The sequence below is a fragment of the Flavobacterium gillisiae genome (assembly GCF_900107635.1).
GTDB classification, from domain to species: domain Bacteria; phylum Bacteroidota; class Bacteroidia; order Flavobacteriales; family Flavobacteriaceae; genus Flavobacterium; species Flavobacterium gillisiae.
Genome location: NZ_FNRD01000003.1, coordinates 191,895 through 217,988, shown reverse-complemented (window position 1 = coordinate 217,988; position 26,094 = coordinate 191,895). Strand labels below are relative to the sequence as shown.

Genomic DNA, 26,094 nt, shown 5'->3' with positions numbered 1-26,094 from the left:
TTCAAAAATAATATAATTGTGTTAACTTACGTTATAACTTGAATATATATTGTTAAATTTGAAAAAAAAAATATTTTAAAAATGGAAAATCAAAAAAGTAGTTCAAGTCTGAAGGCGGTTATCGCTGTATTAGCAGTTTTATTAGTAGGAAGCTTAATCTATATCTTTAAGGTTACTTCTGATGTAAAAACGGTTCAAACAGAATTGAAAAGTACAATGACTGACAAAGAAGTAGTCATGAAAGATTTACAAGAATTAAAAGCTACTTATGACGCTGCAATTTCTGAAAACACTTCAATGTCTGATGAGTTGATTCAAGAAAGAGACAAAGTTGTAAGTCTTATGGCTGATTTGAATAAATCGAAAGGGGATGTAGCTTCAATGTCGAAATACAAAAAGCAATTTTTTGCACTTCAAAACAACATGAAAGCTTTAATGGCTGAAAATGAAGGGTTGAAAAAGGAAAATGTAAAGGTAACGTCACAACGTGATAGTACAGTAGTTGTCCTTGGAGAATCTAAAAAATACAATGAGGCTTTAGTTGGTCAAAATGAAGAATTAGCAAAAACGGTAGAAAAAGCTTCAAAATTAACTGTTCTGAACATGCAAGGTTCGGCGTTTAAAGTAAGAAGTTCAGGAAAACAAATCGAAACAGACAAAGCTAGCAGAGCAGATATGCTTAAAGTTAGTTTTACAATTGCTGCAAATCAAGTAGCAAAATCTGGAGATAAAACATATTATGTTCAAGTTATTGATGGTAAGAATAATGTTTTAGGAGACAAAAAAACGGTAAGTTTTGGTGATGATACGTTAACGTATAGCTTCATGACTACTGTAAAATACGAAAATAAAACAGTTCAGGTTACAGAAAATTTACCTGGTAAAGATTTTGCAAAAGGGACTTATTATGTAAACGTTTTTGATAAAAATGAAATCGTTTCAAAAACTAGTTTTACTTTGAACTAAGTATAAACTTGTACTAAAAAAAAAGAGGAGCTTAATAGCTCCTCTTTTTTTATATAATAATTTTTCCTTCAAGAAATACGCTGTCTATTAAATTACTGCCAAAAGCATATGGCAATTGATAGTAGGAAGGGATTGGTTTCGTGATAATAATGTTTGCTTTTTTACCAATAGTTATACTTCCGTGGGTATCTGAAATTCCCATTGCATACGCTCCGTTGATGGTAGCGGCATTGATCGCTTCCTCAGGAGTCATTTTCATTTTAATGCAGGCAGTAGCTACAACAAAGTTCATGTTTCCAGATGGAGTCGACCCAGGATTGTAATCCGTAGCGAGTGCAAGTGGAAGTCCAGCTGCAATCATTTCGCGTGCGGGTGTGTAAGGAATACTTAAAAAATAAGAACACGAAGGTAAGGCTACAGGCATCGTTTCTGTGTTTTTTAATGCTTTTATATCTTCTGTTGTCATTACCTCAAGATGATCGACAGATAATGCATTGTATTTGATTCCTGCTTGAATCCCACCAATTGAATTGAACTGGTTTACGTGAATTTTTGGCTTTAAGCCAAAGTGTATTCCAGCATTTATAATTTTTTCTGTTTCCTCAACTGTAAAATAACCAGTCTCGCAAAATACATCTATGAACTGCGCTAGGTTATTTTTGGAAATTTCAGGAAGCATATGATTGATTAACATATCAATGTATCCTTTTCGATCTTCTTTATAAGCTAATGGAATTGCATGAGCACCCAGAAACGTAGCTTTTATAGCTATGGGATAGTTTTGTGCCAGTTGTTTGATTACGCGAAGCATTTTTAATTCTCCGTCCATGGTTAAGCCATAACCAGATTTAATTTCGACCGCTCCAGTCCCTAAACGCATGACTTCTTCTAAACGTTCTTTGGACTGATTGTAGATTTCTTCTTCGGTTGCTTCATTTAGCTTTTTAGCTGAATTTAAGATTCCGCCACCACGATTCGCTATTTCTTCATAGCTGAGGCCGTTGATGCGATCCACGAATTCCTGTTCGCGATTGCCTGCGTAAACAATGTGGGTATGACTGTCGCACCAGGAAGGCAATATCATTTTTCCTGTGGCATCAATAGTTTGATGTGCTTGTGTTTTGGGTAAATTATCCATAGAACCAAAATCAGCAATCAAATTGTCTTCTATAAGTAAGTACGCATTTTTGATGGTAGGAAGAATAGCCATTGCAGCACCAGATATTTTGGCAACTGAGATTTCGCGAACCTGAAGCAATTCCTTTATATTTATAATTAATGTGGTCATTGTTGTTTATTTTGTTATTCAGAAACGGTGATTTCAAACATTTTATCCCAGTTTTTTCCAGTTACAAAAATAGTTTTGGTTTTTGGGTTGTAGGCAATTCCATTTAAAACTTCGGCTGTGGTATTTTTGACCATTTTTCTTAAACCTGATAGGTCGATGATTCCTTCAACAGCTCCTGTTGCAGGGTTTACGACCGCAATGGCGTCTTTTTGCCAAACATTCACATAGAATTTACCGTTAATATATTCTAATTCGTTGATTGATTTGATTTTAGTTTTGCCAGAATAGACGTTAATGTAATCTAACATTTTTAGGTCTTGTGGATTTGTTGTCCAAATTTTCTCTGTTCCATCTGATTGGTAAATGTTTTTTCCATCATTAGTCATTCCCCATCCTTCAATATCTTTAGTAAAAGCAAATGTTTTTTCTAATTTTAAGGTATTGGCATTATAGATAAAACCTGTTTTTTCTTGCCATGTTAATTGGTATAACTTGTCGTTTAGGAATGTAATTCCTTCGCCAAAGTATTTAGCATCAAGATCTACTTGCTTGTATACTTTTCCGGTTTTGTAATCGTATTTTCTAAAGTAAGAAGAGCCTTTTTGCCCAGTGCTTTCATATAATGTGTCTTTGTAAAATTCTAGACCTTCTGTAAAAGAAAGCGTATCGTGTGGATGTGTATTTACAATTTTATAGTTCAATAATTTAGGCTGTACGCTTGATACCAGTTCTACTCTGGCAGTCGCTTCTGAATTTTCACCTTCATAGTATACTAGTGCTTTTAGGTTTTGGTAACCAAGTTTTTGGTCTTTTAATTCTAAGATTAATTTCTCTAGTCCTTTTGTAGCTCCTATCTTAGTATCGTTTACATAATATATAGTACTATCAACAGCTTTCGATTGTGGGTTCAGAATTTCTAAAGTTAGTGCTTCTTCAGGCATGTGTTTTGCCGCAAATTTTGATGTATCGAAATTAAATATAGTATTTTCTCCTTTTTTTGTATCTCCACAATTAGAAAGTGTCATTGCTAATAAAATGACTGATAGTAAGTTATAATTTTTCATAGTATGAATTTTGAATAGACCAATATACAATGTTATTTTTAGCGAGCAAAGCGCTTGTAAAAATATAAAAAGATTGTATATTTGCACCGGCAAGTCCTACACGACCAGCTCCTGCAGACTCCCCCAGGATGGGAACATAGCAAGGGTACGTGGTTGAGCGGTGCGATGTAGGTCGCTTGCCATTTTTTTTTAATCTGGACATTGTTCAGATTTTTTTTTGCCAAATTTTAAAAATGTTTTCAAAATAATTTCAAAAGTAGTCTTCCTTCGGGAGGATTTTTTTATTTTTGAACCAACCAATAAAAGCAACAATGAATGAGTAAAGTAGTTTTGATTACAGGAGGTTCCTCCGGAATAGGGAAATCAATTGGGGAGTTTTTACATCATAAAGGATTTGTTGTTTATGGAACGAGTAGAAACCCAGAACGGGTGCTCAATTCTATTTTTCCATTAGTGGCTTTAGATGTTCGTAATTCTGAATCAATTGAGGCTGCTGTCGCAAAAATCATCGCCACTTCAGGTAGATTAGATATTGTGATTAATAATGCGGGTGTTGGTATTACGGGACCACTAGAAGAAATTCCTTCAGAAGAAATCAAAAATAATTTTGAGACTAACTTCTTCGGACCTATTGAAGTGATGAAGGCTGTGTTGCCGCAAATGCGCACACAGAAATCAGGTTTGATCATTAATGTTACCTCGATTGCCGGATATATGGGATTGCCGTATCGCTCCATTTACTCTGCTTCAAAGGGAGCTTTAGAGCTAATAACTGAGGCATTGCGTATGGAAGTGAAGTCCTTTGGGATTCATATTACAAATGTTGCTCCAGGTGACTTTGCTACTAATATTGCTTCGGGGCGTTATCATGCACCAGTTATAAAGGGGTCTGCTTATGAGGCTTCTTATGGAGAATCGTTGCGAACGATGGATGAGCATGTCGATGGTGGTAGTAATCCAAATGAAATGGCAGAAGCGGTGTATAAAATTATTCAGACTAAAGAGCCGAATGTCCATTATAAAGTTGGGGCTTTTATGCAGAAGTTTTCGATTGTATTGAAACGAATTCTTCCTGATAAAGTTTACGAAAAAATGCTAATGAACCATTACAAACTATAGTTATGGAAAATATAAAAGAATTACTTCCTCAAATACTAATGGGGTTACTTGTTATTATTTTTTGGTTTATCATTCGCGGAATCTTGAAATCCATTAGTGCTAAAATGAATAATAATGAACTCTATAAAGAGGATATGCTTAATGTTCTCGAAGAAATAAGGGATGAATTGAAAGAATTGAATAAAAACAATTTAGTTAAGTAATTTTAAATTGTAATTTTACATCGAATTTGCGTGAAGGATAGCAGCGAAAAGCCCACAGTATAGTGTAGCGATAGCGAAACTATGCGAGAACTTGTAGCGTATAGCCTGACCCTTGTGGTCACGCCCAAAATACAAACACACAATTAAATAAACAGATATTATGAAATTTTTTATTGACACGGCTAATTTAGCTCAAATTAAGGAAGCGCAAGCGTTAGGTGTTTTAGACGGAGTTACTACTAATCCATCATTGATGGCTAAGGAAGGAATTACTGGAAAAAACAGTATTTTGAAGCATTATGTTGACATTTGTAATCTTGTTGACGGTGATGTAAGTGCTGAAGTAAATGCGCTTGATTATGACGGAATGATTAAAGAAGGTGAAGAATTAGCTGATTTACATGAGCAAATCGTTGTAAAATTGCCAATGACCAAAGAAGGTGTAATGGCTGCTAAATACTTTTCTGATAAAGGTGTTAAAACAAATGTAACATTAGTATTCTCTGCAGGTCAAGCTTTATTAGCGGCTAAGGCAGGTGCTACTTATGTATCTCCATTCATCGGTCGTTTAGATGATATCTCAACTGATGGATTGGCATTGATTGAAGAAATCAGATTGATTTATGATAACTACGGTTATGAAACAGAAATTCTTGCTGCTTCAGTACGTCATACAATGCATATTGTAAACTGTGCTAAAATTGGTGCTGATGTAATGACAGGACCACTTTCTGCGATTTACGGATTGTTGAAACACCCATTAACTGATATCGGTTTAGCTCAATTTGTAGCTGATTTCGAAAAAGGAAATAAGTAAAAGAAGATAGCAGTATTCAGTGATAACTCACAGTATGTTGCTTAGAAATAAAAAGCCCCATTTGCAGATGCAAATGGGGCTTTTTTATGATTATTAGTAAATTACTTTCTTACATAAGGAGGTAATAATTTAGAAGAAACTTCTCCAAAACCTATTCTAACTTGGCTATTTTCGCAAAAACCTTTCATGATTACAGTATCGTTATCATTTATGAATTTACGCTCTGTACCGTCATTCAATTTTATTGGATTTTTTCCTCCCCAAGTCAACTCAAGCATAGAACCATAACTATTTGGCGTAGGTCCGGAAATTGTTCCTGATCCCATCATGTCTCCAGAATTTACACGACAACCGTTTGAGGTATGGTGTGTTAATTGCTGACTCATGGTCCAATACATATGTTTAAAGTTGGAATTGCTTATAACAGTAGGTTCTACATTTTCTGGTTGTATTGCTACTTCTAAATGGATATCAAATGAGTGCTTCCCTTTTTGTTGTAAATAAGGTAGTGGACTCGGATCTTGTTTTGGGCTAAGAACTCTAAAAGGCTCTAAGGCATCCATAGTTACAATCCAAGGAGAGATAGAAGAAGCAAAGTTTTTAGCTAAGAAGGGTCCAAGTGGCACATATTCCCATTTTTGAATGTCTCTAGCGCTCCAATCATTTAATAGTACCATTCCAAAAATATAATCTTCGGCCTCGTTGATAGGAATCATTTCTCCCATTACGTTTGCGTCAGTAGTAATAAATGCAGTTTCTAGTTCAAAATCGATTAAACGAGAAGGTCCAAAAACTGGCGTCGTTTCACCAGCTGGTAATGTTTGACCAATAGGTCTATGAACCGGAATTCCTGAAGGGATAATGGTAGAACTTCTTCCGTGATATCCTACAGGGATGTGAAGCCAGTTAGGCAATAAAGCATTTTCTGGGTCGCGGAACATTTTTCCTACATTAGTAGCGTGTTCTTTACTGGAATAAAAGTCAGTATAGTCCCCTATAAGAACGGGCAATTGCATTTCTACTTCGTCCATTTTAAAAATAACGATGTCTTTATGCTTTGCGTTGTCTCTTAATTTAGGATTGTTTTCATCGAATATATCAGCAATACGATTACGTACTAATCGCCATGTTTTTTTACCATCAGAGATAAAATCATTTAATGTGTCTTGCATGAACATATCATCAGTCAATTCAATACCTTCAAAGTAATTTAATTGCTGTAAAGCGCCCAAGTCTATAGCTGAATCGCCAATTCTGGTACCTACAGTCACCACATTTTCTTTAGTAAGAAAAACTCCGAAGGGAATGTTTTGAATTGGAAAATCACTGTTTTCTGGTATCTCTAACCATGATTTTCTTTTGGTATCGTTGGCTGTTATTGACATAATATGTTAATTGTTTTGTTGAAAATTATACTTCAAATATATTATAATCTAACAGTTTCACAAACGTTTTTTTGTATTTTTGCTTCAAATTAACTAAAAACGAAGAAATGCAACGCGACAAACAAATTTTTGACCTTATTCTAGAAGAACAAGAAAGACAAATACACGGATTAGAACTAATTGCTTCAGAGAACTTTGTAAGTGATGAAGTAATGGAAGCAGCAGGTTCTGTTTTGACTAACAAATATGCAGAAGGATATCCAGGAAAAAGATACTACGGAGGTTGCGAAGTAGTGGATGTTGTGGAGCAAATTGCTATTGATAGAGCTAAAGAATTGTTTGGTGCTGAATATGCTAATGTGCAGCCACATTCTGGTTCACAAGCTAATACAGCAGTTTTCTTTGCTTGCCTTAAACCGGGTGACAAAATTCTTGGTTTTGACTTGTCTCATGGTGGACATTTAACGCACGGTTCTCCAGTAAATTTTTCGGGACGTTTGTATAGCCCAGTTTTCTATGGTGTTGATGCAGAAACAGGACGTTTAGATTATGATAAAATTCAAGAAATAGCTACAAAAGAACAACCAAAATTGATTATTGCAGGAGCTTCGGCATATTCTCGTGATATGGATTTTGAGCGTTTTAGAGTAATTGCTGACAGTGTTGGCGCTATTTTATTTGCTGATATTTCACATCCTGCAGGATTGATTGCTAAAGGTTTAATGAATGACCCAATTCCTCATTGCCATATCGTTTCAACTACGACACATAAAACATTACGTGGACCTCGTGGAGGTTTGATTATGATGGGTAAAGATTTTCCTAATCCATTTGGTTTAACAACTCCAAAAGGAGATATCAGAATGATGTCATCATTATTGGACTTAGCTGTTTTTCCTGGAAACCAAGGAGGACCTTTAATGCACATCATTGCTGCAAAAGCAGTTGCTTTTGGTGAAGCTTTGAAAGATGAGTTCTTTACTTATGCTTTGCAATTGCAAAAAAATGCGAATGCAATGGCAGATGCTTTCGTGAAAAGAGGGTACAATATCATTTCTGGAGGTACAGACAACCACATGATGTTGATTGATTTGAGAAACAAAGGGATTTCAGGAAAAGAAGCAGAAAATGCTTTAGTAAAAGCAGAAATCACTGTTAATAAAAATATGGTTCCATTTGATGACAAGTCACCATTTGTAACTTCTGGTATCCGTGTTGGAACTCCAGCTATCACCACTCGTGGATTAGTTGAAGAAGATATGGAAACGATAGTTGAATTAATCGACAGAGTGTTGATGAATCACACAAATGAAGATATCATTGAACAAGTGGCTAATGAAGTTAACGAAATGATGAGCGAAAGAGCTATTTTCGTTTTCTAAAAAACTTTTGTTTAAAGTTCGCTTCGCCAGTTCGCTTTAGCTCGGGTCAGGTTTAAAGTTTAAAGGATGTGTTTACGAAAATGTATCGCATGTTTTAAACTTTAAACTTTTTTTTTTGAATTCAAACTTTAAACTGTTATAAACTTTAAACAAAAAAAGATGGGTGTATTAAGATTGCAATTACCAACGGATCCAAGATGGGTAAATATTGTTGAGAAAAATATCGAGGAAATTTTGACGGATCATGCTTGGTGTGAACAAAAAGCAGCCACTAACGCAATAACTATAATTACTAATAATTCAGAGCATCAGGATTTAGTAAAGGATCTATTGGCTTTGGCCAAAGAAGAAATTGATCATTTTGAGCAAGTTCACAATATCATTATTAAGCGTGGGTTAAAATTAGGCCGCGAGCGCAAAGACGATTATGTGAATGAGTTGTATTCGTACATGAAAAAAAACGGAAATGGAAGTAGAGTTTCCAGTTTAGTAGAACGATTGCTTTTTTCGGCGATGATTGAAGCTAGAAGCTGCGAGCGTTTTAAAGTGCTGTCAGAAAATATTCAGGATGAAGAATTAGCGCTGTTCTATCGTGATTTAATGGAAAGCGAAGCGGGACATTATACCACGTTTATTACCTATGCGAGAAAATATGGAACTGGAATTGATGTAGAAAAACGCTGGAGAGAATGGATCGATTTTGAAGCTTCCATAATAGAAAATTACGGTAAAAACGAAACGATTCACGGATAAATGGGATGTGGATTGTAATATTTAGCATGCAATATAAAAGGATAGAAATCAGAAAATTATACTATTATTAGGCTTTTGAAATGGAGAAATAAAGCAACAGAAGCTTTATTTTTTTCTTCGATTAATAAAATTAATATATATTTATAACCTATAATGTTAAACAATTTTAATTTTTATTAAATGAGGCTCTATATAAAATATGATGGAATTGTTGCTTGTAGAGTGATTTTACAAGAACAATTAGAAAGATTAAATATCAAACACAAGCTTTTAGAATTAGGAGAGATTGAAATAAGCAATACTGTTTCTGATGCCGATTTTGCTGAACTTCAAGCTTCTTTAAATAAGTACGCAATTTATATTGTAAACAATGAAAAGAGCCAATTGATACAAAGAATAAAAGATACTATCGTAGAAATGATTTATGAGAATGATAAATTGCCAGCAATTACTATTTCTCAATATTTATCTGATAAACTTAATTTAAGTTATGGATATATAACTAATGTTTTTACGGAGAACACCTATTCTTCTATTGAGAATTTTATCATTATTCAAAAAATTGAAAGAGCAAAGAAATTAATACTAGAAGATCAATTGACTTTAACTGAGGTATCGTATAAATTGAATTATAGTAGTGTGGCTTATTTATCAAGTCAGTTTAAAAAGGTGACAGGGTTAACGCCTTCAGCCTTTAAAAGAATTGTAGATAAGAGAAGAAATTTAGCCAATTAACGTCAATTGTCGCAATAAGTAAAAAACAAAAAATAACACCGTATATATATGATTTCACATAAAGATTCTATGCACATTTTGATAGCAGATGATGATGAGGATGACCGTACTTTTTTTAGTGAGGCAATGATGGAGCTTAAAATGAATAATAAGTTGACATTGTTTAACGACGGTAAAGACTTAATGGATTATTTATCAAACCCTGATATAATAATGCCGCATATATTGTTCTTGGATTTAAATATGCCTTACATGTCAGGATTTGAATGTCTTAAAGTCATAAGAGCCGATGTTAGATTTAAAGATGTGTCAATTGCCATATATTCAACTTCTTCGTCTGAAAAAGATATTGAAGAAACATTTGTTGAAGGTGCTAATATTTACATTAAAAAGCCCAATGATTTTGCCAAATTAAAAAAAGTGATCAAAGATGTTTTAAATATCAACTGGCAGTTTCATTCTTCAGGGTTAAATAAGGAAACCTTTTTCTTTAGCATCTAAAAAAACTGCTTGTGAAGTTAATAAAATTATATAAAAATACTCAAATATTTAAGGTTGCTTTAGTTGTAGCAATTGTGGTGGTAGGCTATATCGCGTCCATTTTTTATACCCAGATGAGAAGTCTTGACACATCGGTAGGCTTAATTACAAATTCAACCGAAACCCAATTAGAGCTCGAAAAGGTACTATCAACAATTAGTATGTATGAGAGTAATCTAAGAGGATATATCATCACGAAAGACGAATCTTATCTTAAAAATAGATTTTTAAAAAGAGGGGAGATTGATCAAAATATTGAGAAAATAAAAAAATTAGTAGCTAATAATCCCCGAAGAATTAAAGATATTGATTTACTTAATAAGTTAATAGATCATAGGTTTAATTTGTTTAGAGAGACTTTATTGTTATCAAAAAGTAAAACCTTTGATAGTGAGGGATTCAAGGCTAAGCTTCAGGAGAGTAATGATTTTACGGAGACGATGAAATCATTTGTCTATAAAACGATAAATGCTGAAGGTGATAAAATAAAAGTTCATAATGTTAATCATCAATTTGAATTAGAAGACTCTATTATAAGTGCTTTTTTATTGGTAATACTTACATTATTGATTTTGCTATTGTCATTTAATAAAACAAATGTTGATCTTGTTGAGTTGAAAAAAGCCAATGACGAATTAAAGTTTTTAAATCTATCGTTTAACAAAGCTGAAAAAATAGCTGGATTTGGTCACTGGAAAATTAATGCAGAAACAGGATTATATACTTTCTCTGATAATTTTTATCGTCTTTTAGGAGAAGAGCCTTATGCTTTTGAACCCAAATTAGAAAACCTCACAAAATACATTCATCCCGATGATTTAGCGTATGTCATACAAAGTCATAAGGATTCATTGATAAGCTATGAACCTACATCGCTAACGTTTCGTTTTGTATTGGCTAATGGCGAAATTAAATACATTAAGTCAGTAGGAAGCTTTACCCAAAATAGCAAAGGAGAAATGATAAAAACGGGAGTGAATTATGACATGACCGATCAGTATGAAAAAACACTAAAATTAGAAGAAAGTAATATAGAACTAAAAAGTATTAATGAAGAATTAGAGTCTTTCAATAATATCGTAAGCCATGATTTACAAGAGCCACTCCATAAAATTCAAATGTTTATTTCCAGAATAGGGGCTAGTGATAAGGAAACTATTTCAGAACAAGGAAAGGTATATTTGTCAAAAATTGGTATTTCGGCTAATAAAATGCAAACGCTACTAATTGATTTAGTTAATTATTCTAGAACTGTAAAAGGAGATAAGGTTTTTGAAGAAGTTAATTTAAAGGATATTGTAAAATTGGTGATTGATGATTTGTCGTCTGATATAGAAGATAAAAAAGCAGTTATAGAAGTAGGAACTTTGCCTACGATAAAAGGAATGTCTTTTCAAATAGATCAACTTTTTGTAAATTTGATATCTAATTCATTAAAGTACAGTAAGGACACTGTTGCTCCTCATATTAATATTTATTCAGAAGATATTGGTGTCGAGGAATATTATCACGATAAATTGATTTTGGATAGTGACTATCATAAAATTATAATTAAAGATTACGGAATAGGATTTAAGCAAGAATATGCTGAAAAGATATTTATGTTATTTCAACGTTTAGAAACAGGTCCTAAATATTCGGGAACAGGTTTAGGTTTAGCTATTTGTAAAAAAATAGTTGACAATCACCACGGGTGTATTAAAGTTCAATCAGAACCAAATGTTGGTACTATGTTTTCTATTTATCTACCTAAAGACGCTTAATATTTAATAGTAGGTTTAGTAGAATAAGTTCAGGTAAAAAAACGTTTTATAAATACTATTTTTTTTACGTTTGTATAATTATAAATTTCACAATCCATCTACATGATAACTATTTCAGAAGCTACTTCTAAAGATTTTAAAACAATTCGAGAAATTGCCTATAAAACTTGGCCCGATGTATATGGCGAAATTTTATCTGCAGCGCAATTGGAATATATGTTAAAAGCCTTTTATTCTGTGGATGTATTACGAGATAATGCGACTAATAATGGACATCATTTTATTTTAGCTTCTGAGGGAGAGGTTTGTCTTGGTTTTGCTTCCTTTCAGCATGATTATTTAAATGATAAGGTCACTCGTTTGCATAAGATATACTTGCTTCCTGAAGCGCAAGGAAAAGGGGTAGGCAAGTTGTTGATTGATTCCGTTATAGATTATGCGAAAAAGAATCACGCAAAGATTCTTTCCTTGAATGTAAATCGATTCAATAAAGCATTAACCTTCTATCAAAAACTAGGTTTTGAAATTGTTGGAAAAGAAGATATAGAATTGGATCACGGCTATTTAATGGAAGATTACATGTTAGAAAAACAATTGTAATTTTAGCTTCTTCAGTGTAATTTCAAGAAACCGTCTGGTTGTTCTTTTAAAAACTATTTTAATAGATATATTGTGAGAAAAAAGCGGTAAATTTAAGTGTTTATTTGTCACTTATTTTTATTAAATCGATTGAAATGAAATTTGGAAATTATACTTTATTAGCGGTACTGTTTTTAGCGCTGTCTTGTTCGAAAAAAAACGAAGGAATAAAACCCACCCTTGGTACTGTAACCGAAAGTGTCTATGCGTCAGGAATTATTAAAGCAAATGATCAATATACAGTTTACTCCACTGTAAATGGTATTTTGCAAAATATTAAAGTTACTGCAGGACAAGCTGTAAGTCAAGGTCAGTTGCTTTTTGAACTTGAAAGCGAAAAAGCAGAATTAAACACTGAAAACTCCAGATTAGCTTACCAACTTAGTCAAGGTAATAGCCTTTATATCAAAGATAAAATTGCAGAGATGGAGCTAAAAGTACAATCGGCAAAGGATAAGCTAACTCTTGACGAATCCATTTATAATAGAAACAATAAAATCAGATCGCTTGAAGGGATCTCAGAAGTTGACTTTGAAAGATTCGAATTAGCTTATAAAAGCGCTAAGATAAATTATGAGTCGACTAAAAAGCAATTGGCACAACTCAAAGCACAATTGAAGAACGACCAAGATCGCAACAACATCAATCTTAAATATAGCCAAAACACCCAAAGTGACTTTAGTATTAAAAGTGCTATTGCTGGACAATTGTTTGATGTTTTGGTTGATGAAGGTACCTTAGTTACCACTCAGACGCCACTTGCGATAATAGGGAAGGCAAATTCGTTTGTATTGGAGCTAGAAGTAGATGAGAATGATATGGTACGTGTAGTTTTAGGTCAGAAAGTATTAGTTACTATGGATAGTTATAAAGGAGAAGTTTTTGAAGCAATTGTTGATAAAATATATCCCATTATGGATGCCCGTTCCCGTACATTTAAAATTGAAGCTCACTTTGTTAAAGCACCAAGAAAACTATATCCTAATCTAACAGCCGAAGCAAATATAATTATTCAGACAAAAGAAAATACGATTACTATTCCTAGAAGTTATTTAGTAGACAATGAATATGTGATTGTTAATAATGAGGAGAGAAGAAAAGTGAAAATAGGTTTGAGTGATTACCAAAAGGTGGAGATTTTAGAAGGATTGAAAAAGGATGAAACCATTTATATACCAAAATAGTGAATTATAAACTTATTTTAGATATCGCTTTTCATTTACTTAGAGCTAGACTTAAACAAACTATTGTTGCCGCTGTGGGTGTCACTTTTAGTATTGCTATGTTTATCTCTTTGGTCAGTTTTATGAGCGGATTGAATGAATTACTGGATGGATTAATGCTGAATAGAACACCACACATTCGGATGTATAATGAAGTAAAACCATCGGATCATCAACCTCTATCATTGTCTTATGAATATAAGGGGAATGCTGCTTTTATTCATTCGATAAAACCAAAAGATCGAGGAAAATCGATATACAACAGCATGTCGATTATTAGGGCTTTAAAACAAGATAAACGAGTAGTTGATGTCGCACCAAAAGTGACTGCTTCTGTTTTATTTAATTCAGGAACTATCGAAATTTCTGGCTTTGTAAACGGAATAGATGTTGTTGCAGAGAACACTCTTTTTAAGACAAGCGATTATATTAAAGAAGGTAAATTGTCTGATTTGAATCAGAACAATAGCATCATTATTGGAAAAGGCTTGTCGGATAAGATGTTACTTTCAAAAGGAGATATTATTAAAGTATCCACTTCTAATGGAAATTTAGCCTCCTTAAAAATAGTAGGGATTTCTGAAACAGGGATCGCTGATATTGACAATATGTCTAGTTATACGTCATTAACTACCGCTCAAAAATTATTAGGTCAACCTAAAAATTATATTACTGATATTCAAGTTAATCTTTATAATAAAGAATTGGCTGAGGCTATGGCCAAAGAGTTTCATACTGTGTTTAATTTGGACACAATAGATTACTTGGCCGCAAATGTGCAATTTGAAACAGGAAGTACTGTTCGTAGCATTATTTCTTACGCAGTAGGAATCGTATTATTGATAGTTGCCGGTTTTGGAATTTACAACATATTGAATATGATGATTTATGAAAAAATGGATAGTATTGCTATTCTTAAAGCCACTGGTTTTTCCGGTAACGATGTCAAATGGATTTTTATATCGTTATCGATAATAATAGGAGTTGCGGGAGGCATTTTTGGATTAATTTTCGGTTATATCTTTTCTAGTATAATTGACATTATCCCATTCACAACGACTTCTGTACCATCTGTTACGACCTATCCTATTGATTATAATATTGCTTACTACGGCATCGGAATAGTATTTGCGCTTTTTACAACAATTATCTCTGGTTTATTTCCGGCCATGAAAGCGAGTAGGGTAGATTCTGTTGAAATTATTAGAGGAAAATGATATGAAAGAAACAGCTTTAGAAACCAAAGGGTTAATCAAATATTTTTACAATCCGAAGAAATTTCAAGTAATCAAAGACATTGATTTGAAGATTAATTATGGAGAGTTTGTATCTATAGTGGGTAAGTCAGGTTGTGGGAAATCGACTTTGTTATATTTGCTATCTACCATGGATACGGATTATGAAGGAGAGCTACTAATACATAATGAGCTTATTACTGGGCAATCTGATGCTAATTTGGCTAAAATTAGAAATGAAAAAATCGGTTTTGTATTTCAATTTCATTATCTGTTACCAGAATATAATGTTCTAAATAACGTGATGCTTCCAGGACTGAAGCTAGGAAAATATTCTAAAGAGGAATTAGAGCATCGTGCGATGGGACATTTAAAAACATTAGAGATAGCTCAGCATGCTTTAAAAATGCCCAATCAATTGAGCGGAGGAGAAAAGCAGCGTGTTGCTATTGCTCGTGCTTTAATAAATGATCCTTTGATTATTATGGGGGATGAACCTACGGGAAACTTAGACAGGAAAAGTGGTGATATCGTATTTGATATTTTCAAAAGATTAACTGTAGATTTTAATCAAACAATATTGATTGTAACTCACGATCCTGATTTTGCCGATAAAACAGATCGAATAATTACAATGGAGGACGGCCGAATAATTTCTTAGGAAAATAGATTGCTTTTTTACTTTTTGAAAGTTATTCAAATATAAAAAGCAAATATTTAGTACATTTTAAGAAGTAATACGGTAAAAATGAATAAGGATTTAAAGTAATTCATAATAAAAGGTTTCGTCTATAAAAGTACTAATTAATTCTTTTCTAAATGCTTATAACTATTTCGTTGCTGCAGCCATTTCCAAGAAAAACGATTGCGTTGATTTTTACTTAACAAAATCATAAAATTATTTTTCACTTTCATTGTTTAACTACATTTGACCTCGAAATGAGAGCAACAATTTTTTTTATATTCCTTTGCTCATTCTTTTTTTGCAAAGGTGAAAATTTAACTGTTAACCGTACACATTCTTGTAGTACGCAGAACTCTTTGACTCAAAACCATTTTTTAGAAAATCAAGGTTTACGTGATAATTCAGATCAGTATAATAAAATTATTGAAGATACAGATACTGGAGAGGATAATCTTAATTCAGATAATACCTCGAATAAATTTACACCATTAAATTTTGAGGCTACTCACAAATGGTATATTACAAATTCCAATTTCTTTTATTTAAAAGATTATTTAAAAGGCATAAAAAACTTTCCGTCTTTTTTTGGATATTCCCAACCAATCTACATTATAATAAGAGTTTTAAGAATTTGATTATTGGCTTCATCAGTTGATAAATTAATGATTTTTAATCTCTAAGAGAAAAGAATTCCTTTGTTTTTTCCTATGACGGTTTTCGGACACGTCATGGTTACTGATGCCTTGTTTTACCCTGTAAAATTTTTTAAATCCAATCAATCAAGTACTCAATTCATAAACCATCATGAAGAGAATTGCCATTTTATCGGGGCTAATCGCCCTAATAAGCTTAACGAGTTGTAACTCAAAAAAAGAAGAGAAAGAAGTAGCAGAAACGTTTTCAGTTACAAATCCGGTCGTAGTTGACACTTCATTTACAAAGGAATATGTCTCACAAATTCGGTCTGTTAAAAACATAGAAATTAGAGCTTTAGAAAAAGGGTTCTTACAAAAAATTTATGTTGATGAAGGTCAATATGTGAAGGCAGGTCAAATATTATTTAAAATATTACCTACGATGTACGAAGCTGAATATCAAAAGGCGCTAGCCGAAGTAAAAGCTTCAGAAATAGAATTACAAAACACTAAAGATTTAGCGGATAAGAATGTAGTTTCTAAAAATGAATTGGCTGTAGCCAAAGCTAAATTAGATCAGGCAAGAGCCGAAATGGCAATGGCTAAATTTCATTTATCGGCTACTGATATCCGAGCACCATTCGCGGGAACTATTGATAGACTTCCTAAAAAATTAGGTAGTCTTATTGACGAAGGTGAATTATTGACTAGCCTTTCTGACAATAGTGAAATGTATGCTTATTTCAATGTTTCTGAGCCAGAATATTTAGATTATGAAACGGATATTAAAAACCGTGCTCAAAACCAAGTAGGTTTACTTTTAGCAAACGGTACTCCATTGAAATACAAAGGAAAAGTAGAGGTTATAGAAAGTGAATTTGATAGCGAAACTGGAAATATAGCTTTTAGATCTCGATTCCCTAATCCAGATAAATTGCTCAAAAATGGAGAAACAGGTAAAGTGCTAATGACTGTTCCGCTTAAAAATGCTTTAGTAATTCCACAAAAGGCGACTTATGAAATACAGGACAAAAAGTATGTGTTTTTAGTAGATAAAAACTGCATTGTACATTCACAAGAAATTGAAATTAAAGGGGAAATGCCTGATTTATATGTGCTAAAAAGTGGTGTTTCAGCTAGCGATATGATTTTATTAGAAGGTGTTCAAAAGGTAAAAGAGGGCGATAAAATTAAATGCAAAACAATGGATCCTAAACTTGTAATTGAGCATTTAAGATTAAAAGCGGAATAAATTAATCATATAAAAAAATATAAAAATGTTTAATAAATTTATCCAAAGGCCCGTTTTGTCGATAGTAATATCGCTAATAATTGTCTTTTTAGGGGTGTTATCGGTGATGAATTTACCTATTACCCAATTTCCTTCTATTTCGCCACCAATGGTGAATGTTACAGCAGACTACCCTGGTTCTAATGGAGAATTGATGATCAAATCAGTTGTTATTCCTTTAGAACGAGCCTTAAATGGAGTTCCGGGAATGAAATACATGACTTCTGATGCTGGAAATGACGGTGAAGCTAGTATTCAAGTCGTATTCAACTTAGGTACTGATCCCAATCAAGCCGCTATTAATGTTCAAAACCGTGTGGCTTCGGTAGTTAATAAACTACCGCCATTAGTGGTAAGAGAAGGTGTGAAAATTACTCGTGAAGTTCCAAGTATGTTGATGTATGTAAACCTTTTTAGTACGGATAAAAATACCGACCAAAAGTTTTTGTACAATTATGCCGATATTAATGTTTTATCTGAATTGAAAAGGGTAAATGGTGTTGGTTCTGGAGATATTTTAGGAACTCGTGAATATGCTATGCGTATTTGGTTGAAACCCGACCGTATGTTGGCCTATAAAATTTCTACTGATGAGGTAATGGAGGCTTTGTCAAGTCAAAGTTTAGAAGCTTCACCGGGAAAAACAGGAGAAGCCTCCGGTAAACGTTCGCAAGCATTTGAATATGTATTAAAATATTCAGGAAGATTCACAGACGAAAAACAATATGGAAATATAATATTACGATCCAATGCTAATGGCGAAATATTAAGATTAAAAGATGTTGCTAATATCGAGTTTGGAAGTTCGATGTATGATATTTATTCGAATCTAAATGGAAAACCATCTGCAGCAATTGTATTAAAACAGTCATTTGGTAGTAATGCAAATCAGGTTATTGAAGATGTAAAAGCCAAACTAGAAACCATCAAGAAAAAATTTCCAAAAGGAATGGATTACGAAATTTCGTATGATGTTTCTAAATTTTTGGATGCTTCTATTGAAAAAGTAATACACACTTTAATCGAAGCTTTTATTTTGGTAGGGTTAGTGGTATTTCTTTTCTTGGGGGATTGGCGTTCTACAATTATTCCAGCAATTGCGGTGCCAGTATCATTAGTTGGAACTTTTATGTTCATGCAATTGTTCGATATTTCACTTAACTTAATTACGTTGTTTGCTTTGGTTTTGGCAATTGGAGTCGTCGTCGATGACGCCATTGTGGTTATTGAAGCGGTGCACGCTAAGATGGAGGAAGAACATATCGGCCCATTAAAAGCGACTAAAAAAGCGATGCATGAGATTGCAGGAGCTATTGTGGCTATTACTTTTTTGATGGCTGCAGTATTTATTCCAGTTGCGTTTATGTCTGGCCCAGTTGGGGTGTTTTATAGACAGTTCTCTATTACAATGGCAACAGCAATTATTCTTTCGGGAATCGTGGCGTTGACATTAACACCTGCACTTTGTGCGATGATGTTAAAAAACAATCATGGTAAACCTAAAAAGAAAACGCCTGTAAATAGATTTATAGATGGTTTTAATAACCTATTTAACCTTACGCAAGGTAAATATCAAAATTTACTGGGAAAAATTATAAATAGAAGAGCAATTACTTTTATTGCATTGGTAGGATTTTGTGCAGGAACATGGCTAATTAGTAGCACCGTTCCTTCTGGATTTATTCCAAATGAGGATCAAGGGATGTTTTATGCTATTATTCAAACACCTCCAGGATCTTCATTAGAACGAACTAATGATATTTCAGTAAAACTGCAAAAAATTGCTGAAACGGTAGATGGAGTTAAATCAGTTTCTTCTTTAGCTGGATATGAAATTCTGACTGAAGGAACAGGTTCTAATGCAGGAACTTGTTTGATTAATCTTAAGGACTGGGATGATAGAAAGCATTCTGTTGTTGAGATTATGGCCGAATTAGAAGAAAAATCTAAAAGTATTCCAGGTGCAAATATCGAATTTTTCCAACCACCTGCAGTACCCGGATATGGAGCTGCCGGAGGATTTGAGCTTCGTTTACTAGATAAAACGGGTTCAGGAGATTACAAAAAAATGGAGGCGATTAACAATGACTTCGTAAAAGAGTTGAATAAACGTCCTGAGTTATCTAATGTGTTCAGTTTCTTTAGTGCTAGTTTTCCTCAGTACATGATGAAAATTGATAATGATTTAGCACAACAAAAGGGAATCTCTATTGAGAATGCAATGAATACGTTGTCTACGTTAGTAGGTAGTAATTACGAGATTAGTTTTATTAAATACGGAATTAATTACAAAGTAATTGTTCAAGCGTCGCCAGAATACCGTGCATTGCCAGAGGATATTTTGAAACTTTATGTGAAAAATAACCGAGATGAAATGGTTCCTTATTCTGCTTTTATGAAGTTAGAAAAAGTATACGGACTTTCGGAGATTACCAGGCACAATATGTACACTTCTACAGAGATTAGTGGTGCTGCAGCTTCAGGATATAGTAGTGGTACAGCAATTAAAGTTATTCAAGAAGTGGCTGCTGAAAAATTGCCAAGGGGATATGATATTGATTGGGCAGGTATTTCTGCAGATGAAGTATCACAAGGGAATCAGGCAATTTGGGTATTCCTGATCTGTTTAGGATTCGTTTATTTGGTATTAGCAGCGCAATACGAAAGTTTTATATTGCCATTATCTGTAATTCTATCTTTGCCAGCGGGTATATTTGGAGCTTTTCTTTTATTGAAGTTGACAGGATTAGAAAACAATATCTACGCTCAGGTTGCCATGGTGATGTTGATCGGGTTGCTGGGTAAAAATGCCGTTTTGATTGTGGAGTTTGCCATTCAGCGACATGCCGCCGGAAAATCAGTGCTAGAAGCTGCAATGGAAGGAGCAAAAGCAAGGTTCCGACCTATTTTGATGACTTCATTTGCTTTTATAGCAGGTTTACTACCATTAGTGTTTGCTAGCGGACCAGGTAAAATTGGTAATAGAACTATTGGAACTGCCGCAGCAGGAGGAATGCTTATCGGTACTATTTGCGGTGTGTTTGTTATTCCTGGTTTGTATTACATCTTTGGTCGAATAGCAGAGAAATACAAGTTGGTAAAAAATGAAGAAGAAAATCCATTAACTGAAGAAATTGATAACAATGAAGTTCATAAAGAAAAATAGTATTGCCATAGCTATCTGTATTACGATAGTAGGCTGTAAAGCACCATCAGTTGTAGAAAGTACGGCTAAAGTAGATGTTCCAAATGCATTTGTTACTAGTACAGACACCACTACTATTGCAAGTATGAAGTGGCAAAATTTCTTTACTAATAAGAACCTGCAAAACCTGATTGATATAGCGCTTCAAAATAATCAAGAGCTACAGATTACGTTGCAGGAAATTGAAATAGCTAAAAACGAGGCGCGAATTAGAAAAGGATTTTTATTACCAACAGTTGGACTTAGAGCGGGTTCAGGTGTAGAAAAAGTAGGTCGATACACCAGCCAAGGTGCGGGAGATGCTTCTACTGAAATTGCACCAGGCAAAGAAACGCCTGATCCATTAACGGATTTCTCCATTGGAGCTTACGCCAATTGGGAAGTAGATATCTGGCATAAACTGCATACTGCGAAAAAAGCAGCAGTAACACGCTATTTAGCAACCGTAGAAGGGAAGAATTTTGTACTGACTAATCTTGTTGCTGAAGTGGCTAATTCGTATTACGAATTACAATCTTTAGATAACCAACTTCTAATTGTAAAACAAAATATAGCGCTTCAAAAAAATGCGTTAGAGATTGTAAAATTACAGAAAGAAGCGGCTAGAGGAACAGAACTTGCGGTACAAAAATTTCAAGCAGAGGTACTTAAGTCACAAAGCATGGAGTTTGATATTAATCAAAATATCAAGGAAACGGAGAATAGAATCAACTTTCTTTTAGGGCGTTTTCCTCAGGAGATTCCTAGAGACAGAACCGCTGTTTTGAGTATTGTTCCAGAATCTATTCATGCAGGGATTCCTTCGCAATTGCTAACGAATCGTCCGGATATTAAACAAGCCGAACTAGAATTGGCTGCAGCCAAATTAGATGTAAAAGTAGCCAGAGCAGAGTTTTTTCCTTCTTTTGGTATTTCAGCAGGAGTAGGGTATAATGCTTTCAAAACATCGTTTTTGTTTAAGTCACCTGCTTCTTTATTGTACTCTTTGGCAGGAGATTTAGCAGCGCCGTTAATTAATAGAAATGCTATAAAAGCAGAGTTTAGTAGTGCAAACGCAAGACAAATTCAGGCGATGTACAACTATGAACGCGTTATTTTAAATGCATATTTAGAGGTGTCAAACCAGCTTTCTAATATTGATAATCTAGAGAAAAGCTATGATCTAAGATCGCAACAAGTAGCAGCTTTAGATAAATCTATCGATGTGTCGAATGATTTGTTTAAGTCGGCTAGAGTTGATTATTTAGAAGTATTACTGACACAACGTGATGCATTAGAAACAAAATTGGAATTGATTGAAACCAGAAAAAATCAATTGAATGCCGTTGTAAATATATATAAAAATCTCGGAGGCGGTTGGAGATAGTTGCCAATTTAATTCGAAAATCAGAGTCGGGAAATTTTTCCGGCTCTTTTTTTTGCTAAAATAATTTATGCAACAAGGATATCGTACTTGGTCAACAGTCCTTTAAGACCTTCAATAGAAAATTGGGCTTTTTTAAGTTTTGTCTTTGTAGGATCGATTGAATAGTTGTAGCTCGTTCTAAAGTCGGCTTTGTCAGCGACTGCTTTTTCAAACTCAGAACGGTATAAATCACAGTTGCTAAATAAGACCTCGGTTAAATTAGTACTCATAAAATCAACCGCAACTAAACTACTATTCGTAAATGTAGTCCCTTTCATCTTTAAGGTATAAAATTTGGAGAAATCCAAAATACAATCTTTAAAATGAACTTCAAAAATGAGTTTGTCGCACATAGCAAAGTTCACATCGGTCATTTTACATTTGTTGAAAAAGACTGTTCTTAAGGCAACATGATTTATTTTTGAACTAGAGAAATTGCAAGAATTAAAATTGCAATCGATAAACGTTACTGCAATAAAATTACATTGGGAGAAATCACAATTGGTAAAAGTGCAAGATTCAAATTCCTTGAAATTGACTTCGTTTTCATCATAAATGATATCATTGTATTGTAAATCAAGGTTGTATTCAGACATTTGTTTTAGGGGTAAATGTGGTAAAAAATAAAAACGCAATTATCGATTATTTAGATGATTGCGTTTATTTATACGGTCAAATGTACAAATTTCAAATCGTTTTTTTTTACAAGATTTGTAGAAGCCGCGATGTTTTTTTAATGATTGATTATCAGGTGAATTGAGTGCAAGAATAGAAAAGCAGTTTAAGATAACGAAGGAAGTGATTTTACAAAACAGGATTCTATCTTTGTCGCCCACTGGGATTGTGAAGGACACACTTTCTTTTCTATTTTAGGTAATTACGTACTATTTATTTAATCTCAAAACCAGTTTGATAGGTAATAACGGTATCGTTTTTTACGGGATTCAAATTTTGATTTTGATATTTAATTTCACTTAGAAAGCGCTCGTTTTTGAATGCTGTTGTTATGAATTTAAAATCATCTATTTGAAGTATGTCGGTATCAATTTCTAATTCTAAACAACTAATTAATCCAATTTCCTTTTTCATAATATAGAGTCCTGTTTCTAATTCTCTTGAATTAAAAAGCGGGGTTTTATTGACTTGGTATAACGGAAACAACACTAATTCATTGAAGAGCTCATTTGGTTTTAATTTTAATACTTTGTGCCGGTTGAACCAAAATTCGATTTGGTTTTTTGGTTTATCTAAAACTCCTGATCCAAGGTATTCGGACGCCAAAGACCATCAGTTTATTACCCAACAACGGATGAAAGAAGATGTGAGAAGTACCCATTGAGCGCCTTATCCGCAAGCACATGAGATTAATTTGCCGCGGTATAAGATGGTAGGTGATGGAAACTGAGAGTTGACTCGTGTTTGGTCAACGGATTAAAATCCGTTGTTACAATATGGGTCGTTCCTACGGAACTTGTACGTGCAGCTTAGCGCCGTAGGCTCGAACCATATTGTAGGGGTGGATTTTAATCCATCCAATAATAACGATAAACAAAACCAAAGAGCCGTAGGCTCGGAGCATTTTCTCCACTGTTTGTAAGTAGTTTGGTCAACGGATTAAAATCCGTTGTTACAATATGAGTCGTTCCTACGGAACTTGTACGTGCAGCTTAGAGCCGTAGGCTCGAACCATATTGTGGTTTGGTCAACGGATTAAAATCCGTTGTTACAATATGGGTCGTTCCTATGGAACTTGTACGTGAGCAAAGAGCCGTAGGCTCGGAACATATTGTAGGGATGGATTTTAATCCGTCCTTCAATCCGTCCAATATTATCCATCCAAAAATAACGATAAGCAAAACCAAAGAGCCGTAGGCTCGGAGCATTTTTTTAATTTTTGTGTTAAACCCTGGATTAAATTAAATCTTCAAAAAGATATTGCTCATCAAATGGCACCTCAAACTTATTTAGGAATTCTTTGTATTCCTCTATAAAAGTTTGTTTTTGGTGGTGTTTTTCCTGATTAGCGATATAATTATAAACATTTTCAATTTGCGAATGACTATAAGAAAAGGCTCCGTAACCTTCTTGCCATTCAAATCTGTTTTTGGTTAATTTATTATCATTGATATATTTCGATGATTTTGCTTTTACGGTTTTCATTAATTCCGAAATAGAAACCACAGGTTTTAATCCTAGAAAACAATGCACATGGTCTTCGATTCCATTTACTATAATGGTCTTGCAACCTGTTTCGTTAATTAAATTTCCAATTACGGCCATTAACTGTGATTTCCACTCTTTGTCAATGACAGCTTCTCTATATTTTACAGCAAAAACAGCTTGTATGTAAACTTGATGATAGGTATTGGCCATGGTTGTGTGTGTTTATTTCAATGGATTAAAATGTATGTTATGAAAAATGTATGTTCGTTTATTTTCAACGGATTAAAATTTGTTGTTGCAATATGGGTCGTTCGTTTAATTTCAACGGATTGAAATTTGTTGTTGCAATATGGGGCGTTTGTTTTAATTTCAACGGATTAAAATTTGATGTTGCAATATGGATCGTTCGTTTTATTTTCAACGGATTAAAATTTGTTGTTGCAATATGGGGCGTTTGTTTTAATATCAACGGATTAAAATTTGATGTTGCAATATGGGTCGTTCGTTTTATTTTCAACGGATTAAAATTTGTTGTTGCAATATGGGGCGTTTGTTTTAATTTCAACGGATTAAAATTTGATGTTGCAATATGGGGCGTTCGTTTTATTTTCAACGGATTAAAATCCGTTGCTACAAAATGGGTCGTTCCTACGGAACTTTTACGTGTAGCTTTAGAGCCGTAGGCTCGGATTATATTGTAAGGATGGACTTCAGTCCGTCCACAGGGTCGATACTACGGAACTTTTACGTGCAGCTTTAGAGCCGTAGGCTCGGACCATATTGTAGGGATGGATTTCCATCCATCCATCCATCCGTCCATTCAATCCATCCGTCCTATTCAATCCATCCGTCCTATTCAATCCATTCAAAATAACGATATTGATCAATTTTCAATTCGCCACGTAATTGTTATCGATTCATTAACATCAATAGCATCGGGATTCAAGTCGGGCATTATTTTTTCATTTGTTTCCATAAGACAACTATCATAGCTGTAGTTTAGGTCAGACCTAAAGGTTATTTCTGAAAAAGAGTAGTTGATATTTAGAATTTCTTTCAATTTAATATCAGATGCATGAGCTATAATAGCGGCACTTTTTTTGGCGTCGGAAATCGCATTTTCAATCAATAATTGTTTATAAATGGTACTGTCTTTTACTCCAAAACTAATTTGGAATTCGATATTCCTTTCTAGTTTAACGATGTCGTTAGTGGTATTGTTTATCAGCTCTGTATCAAAAGGCAATTGCAGTAGGAGGTCGTGATGCGCTTCAAATTTTGAGAACTCATATTCTTTGGTATTGTCGTTCCATTTCGTTTGTGTGTTCACCCTGAAATCAGAAGTTTTAAGCTCGTTTTTATTAATGCCATTTGTGGTTATACAATTACGAAGGGATGCAACAATCCCGTCTAAACCTTTTACAGCAGTTGCATAATGGACATCATTTACTAGTATAGGAAATCGAATGTAAACAATGTCTGGTGTGGCTGAAACTTTTCCTTTTCCGGTGATGATTAACGTTCTGTTCATAGTGACTATTTTAATTATTTTCAAAACAATAATACAAACAATTTAGAGAATTACATTACGGTTTTCC

At 33.8% G+C, this 26,094-nt stretch carries 25 protein-coding genes and 1 other RNA gene; 18 read left to right on the top strand and 8 right to left on the bottom strand.

The genetic code is table 11. From position 1 onward, the window contains the following. The first annotated feature begins 81 nt into the window (after nt 1-81). The gene (locus BLV35_RS06165; protein WP_091086394.1) at nt 82-966 is read left to right on the top strand and encodes a hypothetical protein; all 885 of its coding nucleotides are present in this window, start codon (nt 82-84) and stop codon (nt 964-966) included. 49 nt (nt 967-1,015) lie between these two features. On the opposite strand, the gene hutI is transcribed toward BLV35_RS06165, so the two are convergent. Continuing rightward, the gene (gene hutI / locus BLV35_RS06160) at nt 1,016-2,254 is read right to left on the bottom strand and encodes an imidazolonepropionase (RefSeq protein WP_091086391.1); all 1,239 of its coding nucleotides are present in this window, start codon (nt 2,252-2,254) and stop codon (nt 1,016-1,018) included. A gap of 14 nt (nt 2,255-2,268) precedes the next feature. Next, the gene (locus BLV35_RS06155) at nt 2,269-3,318 is read right to left on the bottom strand and encodes a glutaminyl-peptide cyclotransferase (RefSeq protein ID WP_091086388.1); all 1,050 of its coding nucleotides are present in this window, start codon (nt 3,316-3,318) and stop codon (nt 2,269-2,271) included. 87 nt (nt 3,319-3,405) lie between these two features. Here BLV35_RS06155 and ffs point away from each other — a divergent pair. The 4 genes from ffs (at nt 3,406) to fsa (ending at nt 5,457) form a co-directional block, all read left to right on the top strand. Then, an RNA gene (gene ffs, locus BLV35_RS06150) (signal recognition particle sRNA small type) lies at nt 3,406-3,503 on the top strand. 130 nt (nt 3,504-3,633) lie between these two features. Further along, nucleotides 3,634-4,437: an SDR family oxidoreductase gene (locus tag BLV35_RS06145; protein ID WP_091086384.1), complete on the top strand. Its 804-nt coding sequence runs from the start codon at nt 3,634-3,636 to the stop codon at nt 4,435-4,437. A 2-nt stretch (nt 4,438-4,439) separates the two neighbouring features. After that, nucleotides 4,440-4,640 carry a hypothetical protein gene (locus BLV35_RS06140; protein ID WP_091086381.1) on the top strand — a complete coding sequence of 67 codons (201 nt, stop codon included), beginning with the start codon at nt 4,440-4,442 and terminating at the stop codon, nt 4,638-4,640. A 160-nt stretch (nt 4,641-4,800) separates the two neighbouring features. Further along, nucleotides 4,801-5,457: a fructose-6-phosphate aldolase gene (gene fsa, locus BLV35_RS06135; RefSeq protein WP_091086379.1), complete on the top strand. Its 657-nt coding sequence runs from the start codon at nt 4,801-4,803 to the stop codon at nt 5,455-5,457. Nucleotides 5,458-5,558: 101 nt separating this feature from the next. Here fsa and fahA read toward each other — a convergent pair whose 3' ends face one another. Then, nucleotides 5,559-6,842 carry a fumarylacetoacetase gene (gene fahA, locus BLV35_RS06130; RefSeq protein ID WP_091086376.1) on the bottom strand — a complete coding sequence of 428 codons (1,284 nt, stop codon included), beginning with the start codon at nt 6,840-6,842 and terminating at the stop codon, nt 5,559-5,561. A 107-nt stretch (nt 6,843-6,949) separates the two neighbouring features. On the opposite strand from fahA, the gene glyA reads away from it, so the two are divergent. From glyA to BLV35_RS06065, 12 genes are all read left to right on the top strand, one after another. Further along, the gene (gene glyA, locus BLV35_RS06125) at nt 6,950-8,224 is read left to right on the top strand and encodes a serine hydroxymethyltransferase (protein WP_091086372.1); all 1,275 of its coding nucleotides are present in this window, start codon (nt 6,950-6,952) and stop codon (nt 8,222-8,224) included. A 159-nt stretch (nt 8,225-8,383) separates the two neighbouring features. After that, nucleotides 8,384-8,977, top strand: a complete 594-nt coding sequence (miaE, locus tag BLV35_RS06120) for a MiaE family protein (protein ID WP_091086365.1) — start codon at nt 8,384-8,386, stop codon at nt 8,975-8,977. 180 nt (nt 8,978-9,157) lie between these two features. Then, nucleotides 9,158-9,712, top strand: coding sequence for a helix-turn-helix domain-containing protein (locus BLV35_RS06115; protein ID WP_091086362.1), 555 nt, complete (start codon nt 9,158-9,160; stop codon nt 9,710-9,712). 48 nt (nt 9,713-9,760) lie between these two features. Then, nucleotides 9,761-10,213 carry a response regulator gene (locus tag BLV35_RS06110; protein ID WP_245712023.1) on the top strand — a complete coding sequence of 151 codons (453 nt, stop codon included), beginning with the start codon at nt 9,761-9,763 and terminating at the stop codon, nt 10,211-10,213. 11 nt (nt 10,214-10,224) lie between these two features. Next, complete coding sequence (locus BLV35_RS06105; RefSeq protein ID WP_091086359.1) at nt 10,225-12,015, top strand: ATP-binding protein; 1,791 nt, start codon at nt 10,225-10,227, stop codon at nt 12,013-12,015. 102 nt (nt 12,016-12,117) lie between these two features. Next, the gene (locus tag BLV35_RS06100) at nt 12,118-12,615 is read left to right on the top strand and encodes a GNAT family N-acetyltransferase (protein WP_091086356.1); all 498 of its coding nucleotides are present in this window, start codon (nt 12,118-12,120) and stop codon (nt 12,613-12,615) included. 134 nt (nt 12,616-12,749) lie between these two features. Further along, complete coding sequence (locus tag BLV35_RS06095) at nt 12,750-13,838, top strand: efflux RND transporter periplasmic adaptor subunit (RefSeq protein WP_091086352.1); 1,089 nt, start codon at nt 12,750-12,752, stop codon at nt 13,836-13,838. Further along, nucleotides 13,838-15,094 (top strand): ABC transporter permease, encoded by a 1,257-nt coding sequence (locus BLV35_RS06090; RefSeq protein WP_091086350.1) that lies wholly within the window; start codon nt 13,838-13,840, stop codon nt 15,092-15,094. The genes BLV35_RS06095 and BLV35_RS06090 overlap by 1 nt, the downstream gene beginning before the upstream one ends. A gap of 1 nt (nt 15,095) precedes the next feature. Beyond that, nucleotides 15,096-15,773 (top strand): ABC transporter ATP-binding protein, encoded by a 678-nt coding sequence (locus BLV35_RS06085; protein ID WP_091086729.1) that lies wholly within the window; start codon nt 15,096-15,098, stop codon nt 15,771-15,773. An 828-nt stretch (nt 15,774-16,601) separates the two neighbouring features. After that, nucleotides 16,602-17,684, top strand: a complete 1,083-nt coding sequence (locus BLV35_RS06075) for an efflux RND transporter periplasmic adaptor subunit (protein WP_091086345.1) — start codon at nt 16,602-16,604, stop codon at nt 17,682-17,684. Between the two features lie 25 nt (nt 17,685-17,709). After that, nucleotides 17,710-20,889 carry an efflux RND transporter permease subunit gene (locus tag BLV35_RS06070; RefSeq protein WP_091086342.1) on the top strand — a complete coding sequence of 1,060 codons (3,180 nt, stop codon included), beginning with the start codon at nt 17,710-17,712 and terminating at the stop codon, nt 20,887-20,889. Then, nucleotides 20,867-22,294 (top strand): TolC family protein, encoded by a 1,428-nt coding sequence (locus BLV35_RS06065; RefSeq protein WP_091086338.1) that lies wholly within the window; start codon nt 20,867-20,869, stop codon nt 22,292-22,294. The genes BLV35_RS06070 and BLV35_RS06065 overlap by 23 nt, the downstream gene beginning before the upstream one ends. Nucleotides 22,295-22,359: 65 nt before the next feature. Here BLV35_RS06065 and BLV35_RS06060 read toward each other — a convergent pair whose 3' ends face one another. From BLV35_RS06060 to tnpA, 4 genes are all read right to left on the bottom strand, one after another. Next, nucleotides 22,360-22,929, bottom strand: coding sequence for a pentapeptide repeat-containing protein (locus BLV35_RS06060; protein ID WP_091086332.1), 570 nt, complete (start codon nt 22,927-22,929; stop codon nt 22,360-22,362). A gap of 292 nt (nt 22,930-23,221) precedes the next feature. Next, the gene (locus tag BLV35_RS06055; protein WP_091086329.1) at nt 23,222-23,614 is read right to left on the bottom strand and encodes a hypothetical protein; all 393 of its coding nucleotides are present in this window, start codon (nt 23,612-23,614) and stop codon (nt 23,222-23,224) included. Between the two features lie 386 nt (nt 23,615-24,000). Next, entirely contained in the window at nt 24,001-24,216 is a 216-nt protein-coding gene (locus tag BLV35_RS19140) for a hypothetical protein (protein WP_143031841.1), read from the bottom strand. Nucleotides 24,217-24,244: 28 nt separating this feature from the next. Continuing rightward, a complete protein-coding gene (gene tnpA, locus BLV35_RS06050; RefSeq protein WP_091086325.1) occupies nt 24,245-24,706 on the bottom strand; it encodes an IS200/IS605 family transposase in 462 nt (153 codons plus the stop codon). 92 nt (nt 24,707-24,798) lie between these two features. Here tnpA and BLV35_RS06045 point away from each other — a divergent pair, with 92 nt between their 5' ends. Beyond that, nucleotides 24,799-25,179: a hypothetical protein gene (locus BLV35_RS06045; protein WP_091086322.1), complete on the top strand. Its 381-nt coding sequence runs from the start codon at nt 24,799-24,801 to the stop codon at nt 25,177-25,179. Nucleotides 25,180-25,379: 200 nt separating this feature from the next. Here BLV35_RS06045 and BLV35_RS06040 read toward each other — a convergent pair whose 3' ends face one another. After that, entirely contained in the window at nt 25,380-26,027 is a 648-nt protein-coding gene (locus BLV35_RS06040) for an SIMPL domain-containing protein (protein ID WP_091086318.1), read from the bottom strand. Between the last annotated feature and the right edge of the window lie 67 nt (nt 26,028-26,094).

Coding starts and splice junctions, on each gene's coding strand:
- BLV35_RS06155 (WP_091086388.1), bottom strand. CDS start 3,318: ATGAAAAATTATAACTTACTATCAGTCATTTTATTAGCAATGACACTT.
- BLV35_RS06095 (WP_091086352.1), top strand. CDS start 12,750: ATGAAATTTGGAAATTATACTTTATTAGCGGTACTGTTTTTAGCGCTG.
- BLV35_RS06045 (WP_091086322.1), top strand. CDS start 24,799: ATGGGTCGTTCGTTTAATTTCAACGGATTGAAATTTGTTGTTGCAATA.
- BLV35_RS06085 (WP_091086729.1), top strand. CDS start 15,096: ATGAAAGAAACAGCTTTAGAAACCAAAGGGTTAATCAAATATTTTTAC.
- BLV35_RS06075 (WP_091086345.1), top strand. CDS start 16,602: ATGAAGAGAATTGCCATTTTATCGGGGCTAATCGCCCTAATAAGCTTA.
- BLV35_RS06065 (WP_091086338.1), top strand. CDS start 20,867: ATGAAGTTCATAAAGAAAAATAGTATTGCCATAGCTATCTGTATTACG.
- miaE (WP_091086365.1), top strand. CDS start 8,384: ATGGGTGTATTAAGATTGCAATTACCAACGGATCCAAGATGGGTAAAT.
- BLV35_RS06140 (WP_091086381.1), top strand. CDS start 4,440: ATGGAAAATATAAAAGAATTACTTCCTCAAATACTAATGGGGTTACTT.
- hutI (WP_091086391.1), bottom strand. CDS start 2,254: ATGACCACATTAATTATAAATATAAAGGAATTGCTTCAGGTTCGCGAA.
- glyA (WP_091086372.1), top strand. CDS start 6,950: ATGCAACGCGACAAACAAATTTTTGACCTTATTCTAGAAGAACAAGAA.
- tnpA (WP_091086325.1), bottom strand. CDS start 24,706: ATGGCCAATACCTATCATCAAGTTTACATACAAGCTGTTTTTGCTGTA.
- fahA (WP_091086376.1), bottom strand. CDS start 6,842: ATGTCAATAACAGCCAACGATACCAAAAGAAAATCATGGTTAGAGATA.
- BLV35_RS06040 (WP_091086318.1), bottom strand. CDS start 26,027: ATGAACAGAACGTTAATCATCACCGGAAAAGGAAAAGTTTCAGCCACA.
- BLV35_RS19140 (WP_143031841.1), bottom strand. CDS start 24,216: ATGCTCCGAGCCTACGGCTCTTTGGTTTTGCTTATCGTTATTTTTGGA.
- BLV35_RS06100 (WP_091086356.1), top strand. CDS start 12,118: ATGATAACTATTTCAGAAGCTACTTCTAAAGATTTTAAAACAATTCGA.
- BLV35_RS06070 (WP_091086342.1), top strand. CDS start 17,710: ATGTTTAATAAATTTATCCAAAGGCCCGTTTTGTCGATAGTAATATCG.
- fsa (WP_091086379.1), top strand. CDS start 4,801: ATGAAATTTTTTATTGACACGGCTAATTTAGCTCAAATTAAGGAAGCG.
- BLV35_RS06165 (WP_091086394.1), top strand. CDS start 82: ATGGAAAATCAAAAAAGTAGTTCAAGTCTGAAGGCGGTTATCGCTGTA.
- BLV35_RS06145 (WP_091086384.1), top strand. CDS start 3,634: ATGAGTAAAGTAGTTTTGATTACAGGAGGTTCCTCCGGAATAGGGAAA.
- BLV35_RS06060 (WP_091086332.1), bottom strand. CDS start 22,929: ATGTCTGAATACAACCTTGATTTACAATACAATGATATCATTTATGAT.
- BLV35_RS06110 (WP_245712023.1), top strand. CDS start 9,761: ATGATTTCACATAAAGATTCTATGCACATTTTGATAGCAGATGATGAT.
- BLV35_RS06115 (WP_091086362.1), top strand. CDS start 9,158: ATGAGGCTCTATATAAAATATGATGGAATTGTTGCTTGTAGAGTGATT.